This is a genomic window from Paenibacillus sp. B46(2026) (assembly GCF_056786355.1).
In genome coordinates this window covers 1,626,817-1,645,069 of the sequence record NZ_CM165907.1, presented here as the reverse complement: position 1 = coordinate 1,645,069, position 18,253 = coordinate 1,626,817, and the positions used below count along the sequence as shown (strand labels likewise).

At 46.7% G+C, this 18,253-nt stretch carries 17 protein-coding genes; 3 read left to right on the top strand and 14 right to left on the bottom strand.

Annotated features, from left to right (window positions below):
- Positions 1 to 5: 5 nt before the first annotated feature.
- The 4 genes from AC1S8V_RS07350 to tkt all read right to left on the bottom strand — a co-directional run bounded on the left by AC1S8V_RS07350 (position 6) and on the right by tkt (position 5,094).
- Positions 6 to 638, bottom strand: coding sequence for a YigZ family protein (locus AC1S8V_RS07350; RefSeq protein ID WP_036610785.1), 633 nt, complete (start codon positions 636 to 638; stop codon positions 6 to 8).
- Between the two features lie 217 nt (positions 639 to 855).
- Positions 856 to 2,211: a glucose-6-phosphate isomerase gene (locus AC1S8V_RS07345; protein ID WP_017689982.1), complete on the bottom strand. Its 1,356-nt coding sequence runs from the start codon at positions 2,209 to 2,211 to the stop codon at positions 856 to 858.
- A 372-nt stretch (positions 2,212 to 2,583) separates the two neighbouring features.
- The gene (gene ppnP / locus AC1S8V_RS07340; RefSeq protein ID WP_347399506.1) at positions 2,584 to 2,901 is read right to left on the bottom strand and encodes a pyrimidine/purine nucleoside phosphorylase; all 318 of its coding nucleotides are present in this window, start codon (positions 2,899 to 2,901) and stop codon (positions 2,584 to 2,586) included.
- Positions 2,902 to 3,051: 150 nt separating this feature from the next.
- Positions 3,052 to 5,094, bottom strand: coding sequence for a transketolase (gene tkt / locus AC1S8V_RS07335; RefSeq protein WP_062833145.1), 2,043 nt, complete (start codon positions 5,092 to 5,094; stop codon positions 3,052 to 3,054).
- A gap of 434 nt (positions 5,095 to 5,528) precedes the next feature.
- Here tkt and AC1S8V_RS07330 point away from each other — a divergent pair, with 434 nt between their 5' ends.
- Complete coding sequence (locus AC1S8V_RS07330) at positions 5,529 to 6,008, top strand: hypothetical protein (protein WP_482073057.1); 480 nt, start codon at positions 5,529 to 5,531, stop codon at positions 6,006 to 6,008.
- Between the two features lie 74 nt (positions 6,009 to 6,082).
- On the opposite strand, the gene purU is transcribed toward AC1S8V_RS07330, so the two are convergent.
- On the bottom strand, positions 6,083 to 6,976 hold the full coding sequence (gene purU / locus AC1S8V_RS07325; protein WP_062833143.1) for a formyltetrahydrofolate deformylase: 894 nt from the start codon (positions 6,974 to 6,976) through the stop codon (positions 6,083 to 6,085).
- Between the two features lie 43 nt (positions 6,977 to 7,019).
- A complete protein-coding gene (locus AC1S8V_RS07320) occupies positions 7,020 to 8,126 on the bottom strand; it encodes a deoxyribonuclease IV (RefSeq protein WP_482073056.1) in 1,107 nt (368 codons plus the stop codon).
- A gap of 170 nt (positions 8,127 to 8,296) precedes the next feature.
- Between AC1S8V_RS07320 and AC1S8V_RS07315 the strand changes: the two genes are divergently transcribed.
- Both AC1S8V_RS07315 and AC1S8V_RS07310 read left to right on the top strand, forming a co-directional pair.
- On the top strand, positions 8,297 to 8,764 hold the full coding sequence (locus AC1S8V_RS07315) for a DUF2621 domain-containing protein (RefSeq protein ID WP_253506432.1): 468 nt from the start codon (positions 8,297 to 8,299) through the stop codon (positions 8,762 to 8,764).
- A gap of 160 nt (positions 8,765 to 8,924) precedes the next feature.
- Complete coding sequence (locus tag AC1S8V_RS07310) at positions 8,925 to 9,836, top strand: TIGR01777 family oxidoreductase (protein WP_482073055.1); 912 nt, start codon at positions 8,925 to 8,927, stop codon at positions 9,834 to 9,836.
- Between the two features lie 25 nt (positions 9,837 to 9,861).
- On the opposite strand, the gene AC1S8V_RS07305 is transcribed toward AC1S8V_RS07310, so the two are convergent.
- From AC1S8V_RS07305 to AC1S8V_RS07270, 8 genes are all read right to left on the bottom strand, one after another.
- Positions 9,862 to 11,634, bottom strand: coding sequence for a DUF6382 domain-containing protein (locus AC1S8V_RS07305; protein WP_482073054.1), 1,773 nt, complete (start codon positions 11,632 to 11,634; stop codon positions 9,862 to 9,864).
- A gap of 338 nt (positions 11,635 to 11,972) precedes the next feature.
- Entirely contained in the window at positions 11,973 to 12,488 is a 516-nt protein-coding gene (locus AC1S8V_RS07300) for an A24 family peptidase (protein WP_482074423.1), read from the bottom strand.
- An 11-nt stretch (positions 12,489 to 12,499) separates the two neighbouring features.
- Positions 12,500 to 13,531, bottom strand: a complete 1,032-nt coding sequence (locus AC1S8V_RS07295) for a pilus assembly protein (protein ID WP_482074422.1) — start codon at positions 13,529 to 13,531, stop codon at positions 12,500 to 12,502.
- A gap of 28 nt (positions 13,532 to 13,559) precedes the next feature.
- Positions 13,560 to 15,701, bottom strand: a complete 2,142-nt coding sequence (locus AC1S8V_RS07290) for a hypothetical protein (RefSeq protein WP_482073053.1) — start codon at positions 15,699 to 15,701, stop codon at positions 13,560 to 13,562.
- A gap of 64 nt (positions 15,702 to 15,765) precedes the next feature.
- Positions 15,766 to 16,443 carry a TadE/TadG family type IV pilus assembly protein gene (locus AC1S8V_RS07285; RefSeq protein ID WP_482073052.1) on the bottom strand — a complete coding sequence of 226 codons (678 nt, stop codon included), beginning with the start codon at positions 16,441 to 16,443 and terminating at the stop codon, positions 15,766 to 15,768.
- A complete protein-coding gene (locus AC1S8V_RS07280) occupies positions 16,424 to 16,615 on the bottom strand; it encodes a Flp1 family type IVb pilin (protein WP_169480099.1) in 192 nt (63 codons plus the stop codon). Before AC1S8V_RS07280 ends, AC1S8V_RS07285 begins: the two co-directional genes overlap by 20 nt.
- 11 nt (positions 16,616 to 16,626) lie before the next feature.
- Complete coding sequence (locus AC1S8V_RS07275; RefSeq protein WP_482073051.1) at positions 16,627 to 17,496, bottom strand: type II secretion system F family protein; 870 nt, start codon at positions 17,494 to 17,496, stop codon at positions 16,627 to 16,629.
- A 12-nt stretch (positions 17,497 to 17,508) separates the two neighbouring features.
- On the bottom strand, positions 17,509 to 18,252 hold the full coding sequence (locus tag AC1S8V_RS07270) for a type II secretion system F family protein (RefSeq protein WP_482074421.1): 744 nt from the start codon (positions 18,250 to 18,252) through the stop codon (positions 17,509 to 17,511).
- Position 18,253 lies beyond the last annotated feature (1 nt).

Genomic DNA, 18,253 nt, shown 5'->3' with positions numbered 1-18,253 from the left:
ATATTTTATTCCCCTTCAATAAAATAAAGCCGCTGTCCCTCCGTGATCCGGGATTGCCCTTGCGTCAAATCCGTGATCCAGGCAACAAAAGCCTCGGTTTCACTATCCGGCGGAAGACAAGTCAACGTAACCTTATCGGTGAATCCAGTTTCACCTGTACGGACTTCCCGGCTTCTTAACTCATTTTCCACTTTACCCAGCCACGTATAATCCAGTTCAACAAACACTTCACGATGCAGCACGTTGGTAATGGCTTCTCCGGCTTCAATGGCTGCTACAGCTCCATCCGTATAAGCGCGAATTAACCCACCGGCTCCAAGCATAATTCCCCCGAAGTATCGCGTAACCACAATCGCCACATTTTTTAATTTCTGATTTTTGATCACTTCAAGAATGGGTTTCCCTGCTGTTCCGCTGGGTTCCCCGTCATCAGATTGCTTCTGGATCTCATCCCGCTCCCCAATCATGTACGCAGAGCAGTTGTGAGTCGCATTCCAATGTTTTTTCTTGATCTCATCGATAAAGGCAACGGCCTCTTCCTCTGTCGTGACCGGCATAATATGACCGATAAATCGCGACTTCTTGATTACAATTTCCAGATTGCCCGGTCCTCGAACCGTGCGATAACGTTCAATCATTGCAAATCCAACTTTCTGATCTTTTCCTGAGTCCAACTTTTGATCTTTTTTCGGAGTTCAATATTCCATTACCCCATTTTACAAGAAAGCAGTTCCCCGCGCGAACGCGGACGAACTGCCCTGGTTATCTACATCCGGGAACCCTGCATCTTATACAAACAGTGATTCCCGGTTAGATTTACATTACCTTATTCAACTATATGAGCAGACCGATGAATTATTCGGAAAGTCTCGCTTCGAGCGCTGCTTTCTCTTCTTCAAAGCCTGGTTTGCCCAGCAATGCGAACATATTTTTCTTGTAAGCTTCCACGCCTGGTTGGTCAAATGGATTGACGCCCAGCAAGTAGCCACTGATGCCGCATGCTTTTTCAAAGAAGTATACCAGATATCCGAAAGAATATGGAGTCATATCTGGAATGTTCACAATCAGGTTTGGTACTTGACCATCCGTATGTGCAAGCAGTGTTCCCTGGAACGCTTTTTTGTTAACAAAGTCCATGGTTTTTCCTTCAAGGAAGTTCAAACCATCCAAATCGTCCGGATCGGATTTGATTGAGATATGTTCCGCAACTTCAGTAACCTGAATAACAGTTTCGAAGATATTACGGCTACCCTCCTGGATGAATTGGCCCATGGAGTGCAAGTCTGTAGAGAAGTCAACGGATGCAGGATAGATCCCTTTGTAGTCTTTACCTTCACTCTCTCCGAACAGTTGTTTCCACCACTCGGACACGAAGTGCAGGGATGGCTCATAGTTTACAAGGATCTCAGTACCTTTACCTTTGCGATACAAGGCGTTACGAACCGCAGCATATTGATATGCTTCATTCTCAGCTACATTCGGGTTGCTGTATTCCTTGGATGCGTCAGCCGCACCTTGCATCATTTCTTCGATGCTGATACCAGCTGCTGCGATTGGCAGCAAACCTACAGCCGTCAGAACGGAGTAACGTCCACCTACATCATCCGGGATAATGAAAGATTCGTATCCTTCTGCATTCGCCAGCTCTTTCAGTGCACCGCGCGCTTTGTCTGTTGTAGCATAGATGCGTTTGCGAGCCTCTTCTTTACCGTACTTTTCTTCCAAAGCTGCACGGAAGATACGGAATGCAATTGCTGGCTCTGTTGTTGTACCCGATTTGGAAATGACGTTGACGGAGAAATCTTTACCTTCAACCAGATCCAGCAAGTGAGTTACGTATGTTGAACTGATATTGTTTCCTGCAAAATAGATTTCAGGGGTTTTGCGTTTGTCTTTTGGCAGATTGTTATAGAACGAGTGTGTCAGCATTTCAATCGCTGCACGTGCACCCAGGTATGATCCACCGATACCGATAACGATCAGTACTTCGGAGTCACTTTGGATTTTGGCAGCTGCTTTTTGAATGCGGGCGAACTCTTCTTTGTCATAAGCCGTCGGCAGGTCAATCCAGCCCAGATAGTCGGAGCCTGTTCCTGTTCCGTTGTGAAGCTGTTCGTGAGCCAAACGAATCGGTTCAGCGAAATAGTCCACTTCGTGCTGATTTACAAATTGCAATGCCGTGCTATAGTCAAATGTCACTTTTTTTGCCATGATCTCAAAAACCTCCTGATTTCGATTATAGTGCGTGTTCAAAAAGATCGGTTTTCAGTACCGAGAAGATGGGATGAAGCTAGAAATGGAGTAGCGGAGCGTAGGAAAACTACGTGAGCAACGGACATTTCGGCTGAATTCCATATTCGATGCTGATGATGCCACCAGGCATCCTTTGTAATCAAAAGCGGACTTTTTGAACAACCTCTTATATTATTTCCGTATCCGCATTCCATTCTAAACAACTTGCCTTAAGGATACTTCAAATCCACGGGGCTGACAAGCTTGCAGCTCGAACTTTGTCGTTAGAATTCAAGAAGCAAAAAGGGTAAACCGAATCCGCGGGTTGCGGTTCTGCTTACCCTTCTTATGTTATTCCGCCGGGTACGAGCAGACGTAGTCAGTAACGCTGCGTATCTCCAGTTTAAATTTGGATTCGGCAGGCACGTGGAACGTAGCTTGACCTTGAATCTCTTGCCACTCTTCTTCTCCGGGAAGCAATACTTTCAGATCTCCGGACAGAATCTCCATAATTTCACGGGAATCCGTACCGAACTCATAATTGCCTGGAAGCATGATGCCCAGAGTCACTTTGCTGCCATCCCCCAAAATAACCGTTCTGCTGGTTACCTGACCATCATAATAAATGTTGGCCTCTTTCACTACACTGACTTGATCGAATTGTGACATGCGTACCCGCTCCCCTGAAGTTAATGAAAACAAAAGGCAAAACAGATCAAGGCGATAACGAGTCACCGCCCATCTCTGCGGAAATAACTTACTGCCATGGATCAGGACAGCATGATGCCCCTCCCAACCATAACAGCGCTTATGAAGCTATTATAGCAATGCTTTTACGCGGCTAACCACGTTATCCACTGTAAAGCCATATTCTTGGATCACACGGTCGCCAGGCGCGGATGCACCGAATGTGCTAATTCCGAGAATGTCACCTTGATCGCCAACATATTTCTCCCAGCCCATTGGATAAGCCATTTCAATCGCAAGACGAGCTTTAACATCCGGAAGAAGAACGGACTCTCTGTAAGCTTTGTCTTGTTTCTCGAACAGATCCCAGCTTGGCATGCTGATTACGCGAACTTGGATGCCTTGTTCTGCAAGTGCTGCTTGAGCTTTAACAGCCAATTGCACTTCAGAACCTGTAGCGATGATTTGTGCTACCGCTTTGCCATCTTTTGCATCAGAGACAACATAAGCACCACGTTTCACGTTCTCACGTGAACCTTCAACCGTACCTTCCAGGATCGGCAGGTTTTGACGAGTGAGTACGAGTGCAACCGGGTTGCTCTTGTTCTCAAGCGCGTAAGCCCAAGCAGCCGAAGTTTCATTACCATCAGCCGGACGAATAACCGTCAGGTTAGGAATGATACGCAGGGATGCCAGTTGCTCGATTGGTTCGTGCGTAGGACCATCTTCACCAACAGCGATACTATCGTGAGTCAGGACATACGTTACAGGCAATCCCATCAGGGCAGCCAGACGAACAGCAGGACGCAGGTAATCGGTAAATACAAAGAACGTACCTCCGAATACTTTCACACCGCTGTGCAGTGCCATACCGTTCATCGCACCAGCCATACCGAATTCACGGATACCGAAGTAGATGTTACGGCCGGAGTAATCTTCAGGTGTGAAGTTCTCCAGGTTGTTGAGGTGAGTCATTGTGGAGCTTTCCAAGTCAGCAGATCCACCTGTCAGTTGTGGCACGTTGTGCGCCAGACCATTCAGAGCGTTACCGGATGCTACACGAGTGGAAAGAGCTTTGTCTGTTGCTGCATATTTAGGAAGATCACGGTCCCAACCTTCTGGAAGATCGCCGTTAATCGCTGTTTCAAATTGAGCTGCCAGCTCAGGGAATGCTTTTTTGTACTCGGCAAATTTCTCGTCCCAAGCTTTGTTAGCAGAGATACCACGATCTTTCACTTGTGCAAAGTGATCGCGAACTTCAGCTGGTACGTGGAAGTTTTCTTCGTAAACCCATTTGTAATACTCTTTAGTCAATTTGGCTTCGTCTGCACCCAGTGGAGATCCGTGAGTACCGCCGTGGCCGCCTTTACCTTGTTTGTTCGGGCTACCATAACCGATAACCGTTTTAACTTCGATCAGTGTAGGACGCAGTGTATCTGCTTGACCTTCCTGAATGGCTTTTTCAATTGCAGGCAGATCGTTACCATCTTCGACGCGCAGCACTTGCCAGCCATATGCTTCAAAACGCTTCGCGATGCTTTCGGAAGAAGACAGATCCAATTTACCATCGAGCGTGATGTCATTGGAGTCGAACAACATGATCAGTTTGCCGAGGTGCAAACGTCCAGCCAGGGAAGCTGATTCATGAGATACGCCTTCCATCAAGTCACCATCACCACAGATTGCGTAAGTGTAGTGGTCAACTACGTTGAATTTGTCTTTATTGTATGTTGCGCCCAATTGAGCTTCAGCCATCGCCATACCTACAGCCATTGCAATACCTTGACCCAGTGGGCCGGTTGTAGCATCAACACCTGCAGTATGTCCGAATTCCGGGTGACCCGGTGTTTTGCTTCCCCATTGACGGAACTGTTTCAGTTCTTCCATTGGAAGATCATATCCGCTCAGGTGCAGCAAGCTGTACAGCAACATGGAGCCATGTCCTGCAGACAGGACAAAACGGTCCCGGTTAACCCAAGTTGGGTGGTCCGGGTTATGAGTCATCGTTTTTGCAAAAAGTTGGTACCCCATCGGAGCGGAGCCCATAGGCATACCCGGGTGTCCGGAATTTGCCTTCTCAATTGCATCAATCGCCAAAGTACGTACGGTCGTAATCGACAGATTGTCGATTGTAGTGTTCTCGTCCTTTTGAATCGCTTCGTTCTTGTCAGTCATGGTTTGTCCTCCTCATGTCTTTAGATAAGTCGGGTGCGCAAGCGAATCCCTCTCATCAACCAAGCAAACCGAATTTCACAATAAGTGAATCCGCTTGAGTGTTTCATTTTGACTTATTCACTTTTGTATTGTATCACTTGGCGTGAAGCTTTTCCATAACCTTCTTTTAGAAGTTCGTGAAAAATCGGTGGTTTGTGATGAATAATCCTTGGCCTATCAAGCAAAAATCGTACTGTACAAGGTACTAAATTCCAAAAGCAGACTTAAGGAGCCTCGCAAATCCATCGCATGAAGTATAACCTTTAACCTGAAAACCATGCATTTTTTAGATATTCATCCTCAATTCACATATAATGTTCCTGAATATGGATTCGAAAGTTGGGCTGTGGTTTACTTCTCAAATGTACATGCGTCAATCATAGGAGGTCTCGATCATGCCAGATCCCGCTGCTCACCCATCAACATCGGTAAAACACTCATTACCCTGGATATCCGGTATTTTAACGGGAATTCTCTCGGGAGTTGTCCTGGGATTTTTCCTCAAAATGATTCAGGCCAACACAGGTGAACAAGTATATACTCTGCTTCTGAATATTGATTTTGTGCCTGGTCTTCCACCAACCTTACCCGAATTCATTGAATTTGCTTTGCATCTCATCGTGTCCGTTGTCATCGGTATCTTCTATCTGTGGTGGGTAAGGCATTCAGGCCGCCCTATGATCAAAGGATTTTTACTTGGTGCAGTCTCGTCCCTGCTCTATATCCCACTCTCTCAATTGTCATCACGTGTGCCAGACCTGTACGATGTGTCCGCCATCCTCTACTGGATTGCAGGACATCTGCTATTCGGTATTATGCTTGGCTTGTGCGGAAAGTATATCAACACAACAAAAAAAGCGACTCCCGTTTCGTAAACGAATTGGGGTCGCTTTATTGTTAGTCTATTACGTGGTTCCGAATCAACCTTGCACAGTATTAAAGCGTGAGCTTAAAATACAACGGTTTTATTTTCGTGAACAAGAACACGGTCTTCAACATGCCATTTCACGGCACGTGCGAGCACAACACGCTCAATGGTACGTCCAATACGCTTCAGCTCGGTTACATCGTCCCCGTGGCTAACTCGCTGCACGTCCTGTTCAATAATCGGGCCTCCATCCAGTTCTTCCGTAACATAGTGCGCTGTCGCACCGATAATTTTAACACCACGGTTATACGCTTGCGCATACGGTTTACCACCCACAAAGGCTGGCAGGAACGAATGGTGAATATTAATGATTCGATTGCGGTAGTGCTCAATGAACATTGGAGAGATGATCTGCATGTAACGAGCCAGAATGATCACATCCACATCATTGCCGATGACGTCCAGCTGGCGCTGTTCCGCTTCTTTTTTCGTATCTGCTGTAACCGGAATATGATGATATGGAATGCCAAATGATTCTACATAATCCTTCATGTCGAGGTGGTTACTGACCACCAGAGCAATATCTGCATCCAGATCACCTGCCTGCCATTGCCATAACAATTCAACCAGGCAGTGATCTTCTTTGGATACAAAGATAGCCAGTTTTTTCTTGCGGCTGACCGCAGATAGCGTCCATTCCATTTGGAAACGGCTTGCCACTTCTGCAAAATCGGCTTCCAATTTTGGCAAATTGATCAACAACTGCGGAAGATCAAACTCAATCCGCATAAAGAACATACCGCCAGCAGGGTCCATGGTGTACTGGTCCGACTGAACAATGTTTGCACCATGCTGGTGCAGGAAATGAGATACGGCAGCAACAATTCCTGGACCATCCGGACAGGAAATAAGCATGCGCGCACGATCGGCGCGGTTTTTAGAATCAGGGCGTACTTGTTTAGCGTGGATCTCCATCGGGTTATTCTTCCTCCTTCAATTAAGCCATGACCTGCGGGGGTTAACCCGCAAGCCAGGCAATCAAGCGATGATTCAGTTGTTCTTCATTCAAATGCGGGAACAATGCAGCTTCAGCCACCATGTCATAGAGACGTTCCAGCGGTTCGCGCGGATCTGCCTTTTTGGCTTTGGCATCATTTTTGAGCAATGTCCATACATCCAGAATATACGAACGGGACTCAATCTCTTTACCTTTGAAAAAGTGTTGTATCTGTTCTACTTCTGTCAGGAATTCCTGGCCGAATCGACCGGCAACATCCCCACGAAGCAGCGCAATCTCCACCTCATACATTGGACGCTGTGTCTTGGCCTCTTTGCCAATCCAAGGAGTCTCCAGGATAAATGGACGTCCTTGCAGCTTCTCATGGTTAACGATGCGGTTAATCGCCTCAAAGCCAATCCAGCCAGAGCCAATCGGTGTATGACGGTCCTTGTGCGCACCCACAGCATTCTTACTATCATTAATATGCATTACGGCAATGCGGTCAAGTCCTACCGTACGATCGAATTGTTCAAGTACACCGTCAAAATCATTAACGATATCGTATCCGGCATCATGAATGTGGCATGTATCCATACACACAGTCAGGCGCTCATTATACGTTACTTTCTCGATAATCTGAGCGATTTCTTCGAAACTGCGACCCATCTCCGTACCTTTGCCAGCCATGGTCTCCAGAGCGATGTTCACATCCGTCTCTTTCACACCCTCCAGCACTTCATTCAGCCCTTCTGCGATCCGTCCGATCCCATAGTGAGCATCTTTGTCTGTGAATGCGCCGGGATGTAATACGATGTTTTTCACACCAATGGCATGTGTCCGACGAATCTCTTCCTGAAGGAAATCTACAGCCAGTCTAAACGTGTTATCTTTGTATGAGCCAAGATTAACAATGTACGGTGCATGGACAACGATATCTTCCATTCCACCCTCTTGCATGGCTACCTTGCCTTCTTCAATATACATGGACTCAATTGGCTTGCGACGTGTATTCTGTGGTGCACCCGTATATATCATAAACGAACTGGAACCGTACGAGGACGCTTCCTTCGTTGCACTCAATAATCCCTTGTCCGAAAAGGACACGTGGGAGCCGATTTTCAGCATTATTGATCCCCCTTAATCTGAATTATCCCTTATTCTAACGCGATTATCGAAATAAATCTAGAAATGCGCTATAATTCGGGATAGAGGCTATTTTTGACAGCTAATATGTGGAACATGGGTAGACTGAATCCGTCTTTCCGTGAAAATCAATGAACCGAGGTGACTCCGCAATGATTTTCGACTCCTACGCGATGATACTGACCAGCTATTCCCCCAGCAATTGGTTTATGAATACGATCGCATTCTGGACTTTTTTATTGCTTGGCAGCATGTGTATCGGTGGATTTTTTATGATGCGCAAGTTTTTGAAAGTGCTACCAAAAGCGGACGGAAAGTCCAAACTGGATTGGCAGAATTATTGGGTTGAAGCGAGCCGTCACTTATGGACAGATGAAGCCAAAGCTTTTTTGGATCAACTAGTGGAGCCTGTTCCCGGGCCATTTCGTGACATCGCCAAACATTCCATTGCTGCAGAGATCGGTAAGATTGCAGTTGAAGACAATGCCACAGAAGTATCGAGAGATCATTGCATCAAAGGATACATTATTGCCACACCGAAGCGGGATAATAAGTTTTTGGTAAAATTTTTGGAGAAAAACAAAATCGATTATTCCCCTTATCAACATTTGATTAAATAAAATAAAAGATGAGTTAAGTGGCATATAGATTTGGTTAATTAGATACAGATATGCTCCGTCAGGTAAGTTGTTCCCAACAGGCATTGCTTACCGTACGGGGCTGTTTGTCGATCCAACGGTATATCTCAGCGCAGTGAAAATTACAGGGAGGATGTTCATTATGAAAATTGCCATTTGTGGAGGTACTGGATTTGTGGGAGGAGCGCTTGTGGATTATTGGCTGCAAGCCGGACACCACGTGAAAATCATCACACGCAAACTGCCTGACTTGCATAATCCAAGCAAGAATCTTACATATATATCGTGGGAACAAGTCGAAGAGCACCCTCAACTACTTGAAGGCATGGACGCTCTCGTTAACCTTGCCGGAGAAACGCTGAATCAACGTTGGACAACCAAGGCGAAGCTGGAGATTGTTGAATCCAGAGTAACCACTGTCGCCCGGGTAGCCCGATTGGTGGAATCACTGGAGCAAAAACCGGAAGTGGTCGTACAGGCTTCTGCCATGGCCATCTATGGGACTTCCCCTACCGAAACCTTCGACGAGAGCAGTCCGCAAAAATCCATGAATTTCCCATCCCGGGTCTCGGAACAATGGGAAGTTGCTGCAGATGCGATCAAAAATGTGAGACTCGTTAAAATCCGGGTTAGCTTGGTACTGGGTCATAAAAAAGGGGCATTTCCATTGATGAAACTACCTTATATGCTGGGTGCTGGCGGCAAGCTTGGTAGTGGCAAGCAATGGACAAGCTGGATTCACATTATGGATATCGTCAGACTAATCGACTTCACCATTCAGAACAAACAGATTTCGGGGCCAGTAAATGCTTCCACACCAAACCCCGTTACCAATGATGAATTTGGTCGCACGGTCGGCAAGGTCTATCATCGCCCACATTGGTTCCCCGTACCCGGCTTCCTGATTAAAACCTTGGTCGGAGAACTATCCGTTGTTGTGCTTCAGGGGCAGAGAGTCATTCCGCAAAAAGCACTCGACCACGGATTCCAATTCACCTTCCCTACCTTAACCCAGGCCCTGGAAGATCTGAAGCACCGTGGCTTATCCGACTGATTGAACCACGGGATTGGACCCTAGTTTATCCAATCGACCGATAAGTGTAGACAGATTCCGCAAGTGAAAATGTGTCTCCATCCGCCAATGGATACTCCTTATAAGGAGCAAGAATATTGCCCTGAAGAATGGTTCCATTGACGGAACCCAGATCTTTAATGACATAGCCCGATTTGTTCCGGCTCAATTCAACATGAGCACGGGACACGCCGGTCGCTGTGTCCACCCACTGAACCATGTCTGCTGATCTTCCGATTACAAAAGATGCGCCTTGAACATCCATTCGTTCATGTTGATCGCTGCTTCCCGATCTTCGCTCAAGATAAAATGACGGCACTATAGGGCCCGACCCTGTAACTTTGCCTCCAGTCAGATTTTGCAAATTCACGGTTGCTTCCGCAACTGTATCATGTCGGATTAACTCCGAAGTTGAAGCTGCAACTTGTGCCTGACCTTGTACAAACGGTGGTTCGGAAGGTTCAGCTGTCATATTCAGATTTTGAAAACGGGAACGCTCCATTCCTTCTGAAGCTGATTCAGCAGCTTGGGTTATACGTACCTCCAGCTTATCAGCTGCATTCCAGCGCCAACTTTCCTGAAATAGTTCCTCTTCATCTTCAGTTTTCTTCCCTTTGTTCTTACCCAGGTTGAATGAAAAAGAATGTTTATCATCTGAGCCACTCTGAGGCTTCCCCTTGCGCTTCCACGTCCATCCTGCCACACCAAGCAAACCTAGACTTAGTACCGCGGATAGGATCATCTGTGTCTGACCAGGTTGCTCCATGTATATGAATCTCCATACCAATGCCATGGCCACCATGCAGCCCAGTATGATATAAGTTATTTTGGAAGATCCAGACTTCTCCTCCACTTCCATATCAGGATGCTCTAGCGAATGATATGGGTTACCCGATACTTGATCCACGCTGCTTGAGTCCTCCAATGAAGAATGTCCAGATGAGCGTCTGCCCGAAGAGGTTCGAGACCTCAGCGGAATGTCTTCAACCCCCGAAGCACTCATTTTCTGCTGCTGACGAAAATTTAGTGGGGACTCCACAGAAGCATTTTGAATGGGAGCACTGTACTGATGCCCGGAATTACCAGCAACAGGCCTACTATCTCGCTCAGATATCGACGAATGTGAGGCACCTCTTACTCTTGGATCATCGCCCGTTTCCGACTTTCTCGACGAGAGGAATGCTGCGCTTTCTCCAGTCTCTTGCTCGTCAGCGTATAACTCCAGCAGTAGCTCTCGTAATTGTCTAATATCCCAGCGTTCATTGTCGCATAACTGCAGAACACGCTGAATGCCTACTCCCTGCAGTTCCTCTACATGGGCCATCAGCCTGATCACCAGCTCACGGAATTGCTGAGGCGTCGAATCATCTTCATCCTTATCCATGATCGGTACATATACCATCCCAAGTTCACCCTGTTCGAATGAACCATTGATGAACAAGTACTCCTCCTGAATCAATAATTTACGAGGTTCCAACATATATTGTCGGCATTCCGTGAAGGCATCTGCCAGTTGGAACAACAGACCATACAGAACACGCAATTGGATTTTGCTTGACTTTAACATTTGGGATAACATCTTGTAACCCGATATGTCGTACTGCAAAGTTACATTTCGATCCACTTCCCGAATATGTACAGGCAGAAGTCGCGGGATCTGATTGGAGGACAACATCCCCATTTGTACCCGGCTCAATTCCTCCATTCGTAACCCATCTGCTTTTTCCAAAACCATGAACGCTCCGCCATTACGAATAAAATCTCTCGTTAATCCATACATGCCAATCCTCTCTTTCCATTGCTGTGTAGGTTCAACTAAAGAATGTTTACACTGAAACTTCGATGACGGAACAACCTTCCGATCGCTATTATCCCCAGATTTCTTGATTCCCTTTTATAAAGGGGAAAATCCGGGGATAAAGGCGAAGCTTATGCTTCCGATGCAGCTTTCTTTCAGAAAGCTTTTAGCTCCGCTTCTTCAGGTTTTTTCCGTCCTCTCCGTTCTCGTGTAAAAAGTTTAGTTGATATAAGTTGAGTTACAATATGTTACACTTTTCCACTCCAATCGCAGTGCCATCTTCGGTCGCTGTTATCCTAGAGTTTTCCAGACTCCTGATATCAAGGGAAAAGTGCAGGGATAAGGACCGTGATATACGCAGGTAACACCGCCAGCATAAATGGGAACTTCAATGTCTTCTCCTTGTTCACCAGCTTGAGTGAACCAAGCATGAAGAACCCTGCAAGATTTCCTGCCATGCCTCGAATCCATTTCGCTGAGTTCTTACGGAACAGAAGTATCACTAAACCAACGGCTCCCGCATACAAAACCGAATAAATAATCATATGAATGCCAAAAGCGAGTCCCGTCCATGCACCAATACCACCAAACAATTTCACATCTCCTGCTCCTACCGCTCCAATCGCATACATCAGGAACAAGATACCAAAACCTGCTGCAAATCCGGCGGCTGAGAACAAGAAACCATCCCATCCTCCCCATATGATATGGGCTAGTACGCCAGCTACAGTCACAGGTAAAGTCAATCGATTGGGAATTTTCATGGAACGAATATCTGTAATAAAAGCGGCAATAACGTATATGCCACAGGCAATGTAAAACCACTCCACCCCCATCATCCCCTTCCTTATTTTCTGGAGGCCACGGTAAACGTAGTCTCTGTCTTGGCACCGTCCCCTGTCTCGACAACAAAACTCCATGTTCCTTCTGTTGTCCGAGTACCGACAAACCAATTCCACTCAATAATTTCATTCTCATCTGCGGTGGCCCAGCCGATGTGCTTCGCAGAGCTTTCACCTGACTTGTAAAATATCGTTAAGTTGGCTGTCGCTCCTGGTTCTACCTTCACCTTGATCGTTGCATTGTTGCCTATGTAAGCCGGGTCAGGCTTCGACAGTACCGTTGCAGAGCCCGCAGTATGCCCGTCTCCTCCGCTACCATCAGCTCCTTCTCCTGTATCTCCAATCCATATCCGTTCTGCCGCAGCAGCCTGAATCCGCAACGGTTTGCTGAGAAAGGGTACCTTTATCGGTAATTCATAACTCAGTTCAAGTCGGAAATATGGATTCGTTTTGTTCTTGAGATCAGGTATGGAAATACCATTCACATGGACACGTTCCATATCCAGCAGAGTTGGCTCGATAAATGGTTGTAGCAACGGTTTGACCGTCGGATCAAGCACCGTTTCCAGTACGGATGTCTTGATCTCCTGTAAGGGCTGTTCACCACTGGCTGCTGCTGATCGTACCCAATCACTTAATGGCTCAGGTAGTGAAGAAGCATATCCTTCTGCCCATTCCGTCAGAGACAGCTCCGGTATCTTCCATCTCCCTCCGGAGCCTTCACCGCCTGCAGAATCAGAAGGTGTGAACACGAGGGATACCGGATATATTTTTGTTGATAACTGCTTTACCGCTTCCCCCGCCGTACTCTGTAGCGCTGTGGAGATTAGAGTCATCTGCACAATGAAAATGAGAAACATGATAAAGAACAGAAAGACAGGCAAAACCAGTGATGCTTCCAGAACCATGCTGCCCTGTTCTTTTCTCGGAAAACACATCTGCTTTTTCAAAGACTTCAAACGTGCCATTCTGCATATTCGTGTTAAACGAATCTGTAATTGTGCGTTTTCTTTTTCATATCGTTGCTGCTTATCCATGATCCCTCCACCGAAACGATCCCGATCATCAATAGGAATAATCCGCCTTCCGCTCAATGAAAAATCTCCCACCTTCAACCTGATCCGCACTCCCCATAACTGAACCTATGCTTCTAACCACCCCTGGCAAAAACCACAGTTTGACGCTACTTCGGATGTTACCTGAAGCATACGTCTGTTTCTCATCTGGATTCACGCCGGTATTCAATTGGATCAGAGCCAGCATTCTGGACATTTTGCGTTCATTGTTGCTATGCATTAAGAGGAACAATCGCAGATGATCCCTGTACGTCAGTTTAACTTTGATATACTTGGACAATTCCACACTGCCTTCTTTCGCAAGTTTCACCATATCGGCTATCGCATTTGTAATTCCGTGCAAGATGGCCGCTGATAACACCAGAAGTGGATTCCCCAGCTTGCTGTGCTCAATTAACCCTTCTGCCGTCCGAATAGCCAGCCGCATCCCAAAGATCTCCGCATATGCCGCAGCCATGTTACCCGAAGGATTATGGAACCCGTATACGATATACTCCAGTTCCTGATTCTCCAATTTGAAGACATCACCGGCATCTCCACCTTCAGTCCAGGTAAATAACTGACCAAAATCCATGGAGTTAAAATAGGCAAGGGCATACTCATTCTGAAATAATTCATCGCCAAGGCTATCCAGCAGACCCGACATCCCGCCGAACAAACTGTCCATTCCCTTCATGGCATTCCCACCAGAGTCATAGGGATCAGCAGCAATCTCTGCCTTTTTGGCTTCCTCACGACTAGCCCCGTTAAAAGCAATATTAGCGTTGTAATACTCCTCCAGCTGTTTGAAAGCGTCCATTGATCCGGAACTCCCTTTTTCAATCTGTGACAAGATCCGTTTAACTTCCTTCAACTTCCCTTTGGATTCTTTGTCATTCGCTTTGCGCTGGGCATCCGAACCTCGACCACTCTCCAGCTGTTGCTTACTCTGGAGGATGAGATTGGCAGGACCATTACGCACATAGGTATCCATATAACGTTCCGTAATCTGACTTGCCTGTCTGACCGCGGGTTTAATCGGAACCCCACTCATGCCCGTAACGCTGCGAAGCTGATTATTCAACTCCATGTTGTCTCTTCTGACGTTAGAGAAGTCCGAATTTTGTGAATCCACACGTGCCTTCAACTGATCAAACAAACTATCCGTCCTCACAAGCTCAGAAGCGAGGGAACGTGTGCTTTTGGCTTCACTCCCTGATCCTGTAGATGCAGGACTGGTTCCAGGCAGATTTGAGTTTCCCACGTTGTCATAACTGGCATTCTGTGAACGGTTCTCCCCCTCTGCAATCACACGTTTCATTTCCTCATTCATCTTGCGTGCTTCTTCGATCTTGGACTGCGCTTCCTCCAGCTTCGTTTGATGGGCCTGTAACGCGGGCTGTATGATCATGCTGATGCCTGTCACCACATTACTCACCCCAGTCCGATAACGCGCCAGTTCCAATATGTATTGTTGCTCTCTGAATGGCAGTCCCTCATCTGCCCGTTTCTTGTTTAGATAATCTGCATAACGTGCCGCTGCTTCGGCAGCTGTCTCTGGTGTTTCTTCCAGCATCTCTTCATAGATGACTTGTGAAGGCGGGTCCATGATCAACTTCGGAAGATTCTTCAGCTTCTCCGCAGATTCCGTCTGATTCACAATGACTTCGTCAAGCAATTTTTCACGTTTGTCATATAACTTCTGTAATTTTTTCAACAAGTCTACCGTATGCGCAGCTTCCTTCATCTCGTCCGACATCGGTTTGAAACGATTGATTACTTCAAGGGTAAAATCAACCGGAGCCCGATACTTCATATCCTCCTGAATCTGGCGATTAAATATATCGTATCTGCCCAGTTCACGCTCCATGCTGAGCGAAGTTGTATCCCACTGGATATCCAGAATAGGGAATCCATCTTTCACGGATGAAGGCTTCACACTATCATTCAACACTTTAGCCATAATCGCATCCCCACTGCTGTCACCATACCCGAATAAACCATACTCCCGGAGTGATGTATCATAGGCTGACATGACGGATCTCATTGCAGCATGTGTCATTCGTTCGGTCTGCACTTTGAATGCCGCTATACGAGCGTAATCAATAAATATAGCTACAAACATATAGACTCCAGCTAATATTAATATCAAAAAAAGGGTTACAGCCCCCGACTCACCGTCTTTTTTCCTAAGCAGATCTGCCCTCCTCCTTTGTTCACTTTTTGCTTTTGCCAAAATGCTGTACAACCTGTCCTGCTTCCGCAGCAGTACTCGCGGCTTCACCGCCTTTGCCTTTAAACTTGGCTGCGTAATAACGGACCAGATCGACCGTTCGAATGAATTCAACCGGTTCAACAACTGCGGATGATCCCTGAGTCTGCACACGGTCACCTGAATCGAACAAAAAAGAAGGAAGAGGCAGAGAAATCACCTGATCCAGCTTGGTCGTTATCTTCCTCTGAATCAGAGAATTCTGATATTCAATTGTTCCTTTCATGGCTGGAGGCATATGTTGAACCGCTTGCGATAATTTCTGTTCCGAGAGACTTCCGCCCTCACCAGCAGGTACGGAAACGCTAACCTGATTATCCGCTCCCGCCCAACCAAACAGTGCGCCGAGCATACGATCATCCGTCAGTCTCCAGTACAGATTGTCATGTTCTCCAGCGACAAATTCACCAGTCATCGCCTGCTTGTGGCTGTTATCCCAACTATAGGCTGCACGTTCAGAAGCCGCATAGGCATGTTGATTCAGAAATGTCTTTTGATACATGTACATAGTAAAAAAGAGCAACAACACAAGAATAAACAGCACGACAGGGAAGATCAGGGAGGCTTCAACGGTGAAGCTCCCTTCTTCCTTCTTCAGCCTGTTAACCCGGGAAAAATTCATTACTTTTTGTATCCACTTTGCTAAGAAGAGACTTGATTAGTGCCGTTATTTGGTCTTTAAAAATCAAAGCAATAATGATAATAACCCCGATAATCAGAATCAGCTCCAATGTGCCGAGTCCGTCCTCTTCCTTCCAAAATGCGTTTACCTTGTTTTTCAACACTTCCATCATCCCAATTCCTCCTACATATTCATCATCATAAAAGCAGGTGCCCCGATCATAACCACGATCGTAAAAAAGATTAGTACCATCGGAAACACCAGTTTGGAAGAAGCCTGTTCTCCCTTCGCCCGACTGACAGCCTTCCGTTTCTCCCACAACACATGTGACAGATCCCGCAGCGCCAATACAAAGTCACCTCCTCCACGCCGGAAATTCAGTAGTACCGTTGTTGTAAAAATCGTCACTTCCTGCACACCGCAGCGGCGGCTGAACTGTTCAAGTGATTGTTGAAACGAATAACCGTTATTCCAATCTCCCACGGTCTTTCTGAGTTCGTTGTACAGCGGATGATTCCGTTCCCCCTGGCTTGTCACACAGTGAACGATGGCACGTTGCACGGTCTCACCTGCACCAACCAGCAGAACAATCCGATTTAACAGCTCCGGTAGCTCCATAAGGATATCCTGATCTCTTCGCTGCACCTTCGTATTGAGGTCTTTATAGAGTGCAAAAGGTAAAGCTATTCCTAGCGCGAGTCCACCCACCATGCCTCCGATGCCCATATCTCCAACGAGTGATAACAGGCAGCCCACCATCAGCATGAGCCACGTATAGGTCAACATTTCGGCGCAATACAGCATCGTTTTCTCTCCACTGTGCTGGTTGCCATACATTTTCTGAATGGCATGTTGCATTCGAAACATGAGCACTGGCAATCTGCGTCCAATCTCGAACTTGTCCATTAGAAACAGGAAGGGTCCATGCCATTTCTTCAGTCGTAATCCTTCCATATCCAGCTTGCGCAGATGCCGGTAGGTCTGCCCCCGGATTCGATCCAGCACCAGCCATCCCGCTCCGAGCATCCCTGCGACTATAACGGGAAGCAGCATCCTTTCAGCTCCTTATACTTTGATATCCATAATGCGAGTAATCCACAGATAACAGCAGGCGAGTACTGCCAAGGCACCACTAGAGATGAGGTAACCCATCCCGCTATATAACGGCTCCATAAAATCCTTGGCGGTCAGATTGAGGAATATCAGAAAAATAAATGGAGCGGCAAACATCACCTTTGATTCGAACTTTTTCTGCGATACCGCGACCATAATATCCTGCTGAATGTCCAGCTTCTCACCAATCACCGCAGAGGTACGACGCACAACCTCAACCAGGTCCCCGCCAGTTCGTTTGCACGTAATAAACACGTCTGCAAAATTCGTAATATCCTCGATCTGCGCCCGATCGGAAAAATCCTGTAGCGCCTCTTCAATCGGTTGTCCATACTCCAACCGTGTCCGCAATATCGTGAACTCACGAATCAGATCGGTATCCGCTTCCGGGTTCAACATCCGCAAATCCTCTACGGATTCCTTGAATCCATTTTCCACTGATTTTCCTGCAGCCAGTGCAGAAGACAATGCATATAATGCTTGCTTAAAATGTAAACTGAGCGTCATTCTTCTTCGTTCCAGCAGTACCTTAGTCCAGTGTTTTGGTACCCATATGCAGCCTGCAGCCAGAATCGCTCCCGCCAACCAGTGGTGATAGAACAGAAGTCCGACTCCAAAGAACAGCAGACCACTAATCAGCATAGAGACTATTCGTTGCCTCCGGGAAAGCGTATATACGGTGTAATCCGTCAACATC

Bases quoted from the DNA above. Each gene is read 5' to 3' on its own strand.
- AC1S8V_RS07350 (WP_036610785.1), bottom strand. From the start codon at position 638: ATGATTGAACGTTATCGCACGGTTCGAGGACCGGGCAATCTGGAAATT.
- AC1S8V_RS07345 (WP_017689982.1), bottom strand. From the start codon at position 2,211: ATGGCAAAAAAAGTGACATTTGACTATAGCACGGCATTGCAATTTGTA.
- ppnP (WP_347399506.1), bottom strand. From the start codon at position 2,901: ATGTCACAATTCGATCAAGTCAGTGTAGTGAAAGAGGCCAACATTTAT.
- tkt (WP_062833145.1), bottom strand. From the start codon at position 5,094: ATGACTGACAAGAACGAAGCGATTCAAAAGGACGAGAACACTACAATC.
- AC1S8V_RS07330 (WP_482073057.1), top strand. From the start codon at position 5,529: ATGCCAGATCCCGCTGCTCACCCATCAACATCGGTAAAACACTCATTA.
- purU (WP_062833143.1), bottom strand. From the start codon at position 6,976: ATGGAGATCCACGCTAAACAAGTACGCCCTGATTCTAAAAACCGCGCC.
- AC1S8V_RS07320 (WP_482073056.1), bottom strand. From the start codon at position 8,126: ATGCTGAAAATCGGCTCCCACGTGTCCTTTTCGGACAAGGGATTATTG.
- AC1S8V_RS07315 (WP_253506432.1), top strand. From the start codon at position 8,297: ATGATTTTCGACTCCTACGCGATGATACTGACCAGCTATTCCCCCAGC.
- AC1S8V_RS07310 (WP_482073055.1), top strand. From the start codon at position 8,925: ATGAAAATTGCCATTTGTGGAGGTACTGGATTTGTGGGAGGAGCGCTT.
- AC1S8V_RS07305 (WP_482073054.1), bottom strand. From the start codon at position 11,634: ATGTATGGATTAACGAGAGATTTTATTCGTAATGGCGGAGCGTTCATG.
- AC1S8V_RS07300 (WP_482074423.1), bottom strand. From the start codon at position 12,488: ATGGGGGTGGAGTGGTTTTACATTGCCTGTGGCATATACGTTATTGCC.
- AC1S8V_RS07295 (WP_482074422.1), bottom strand. From the start codon at position 13,531: ATGGATAAGCAGCAACGATATGAAAAAGAAAACGCACAATTACAGATT.
- AC1S8V_RS07285 (WP_482073052.1), bottom strand. From the start codon at position 16,443: ATGAATTTTTCCCGGGTTAACAGGCTGAAGAAGGAAGAAGGGAGCTTC.
- AC1S8V_RS07280 (WP_169480099.1), bottom strand. From the start codon at position 16,615: ATGATGGAAGTGTTGAAAAACAAGGTAAACGCATTTTGGAAGGAAGAG.
- AC1S8V_RS07275 (WP_482073051.1), bottom strand. From the start codon at position 17,496: ATGCTGCTTCCCGTTATAGTCGCAGGGATGCTCGGAGCGGGATGGCTG.
- AC1S8V_RS07270 (WP_482074421.1), bottom strand. From the start codon at position 18,252: ATGTTGACGGATTACACCGTATATACGCTTTCCCGGAGGCAACGAATA.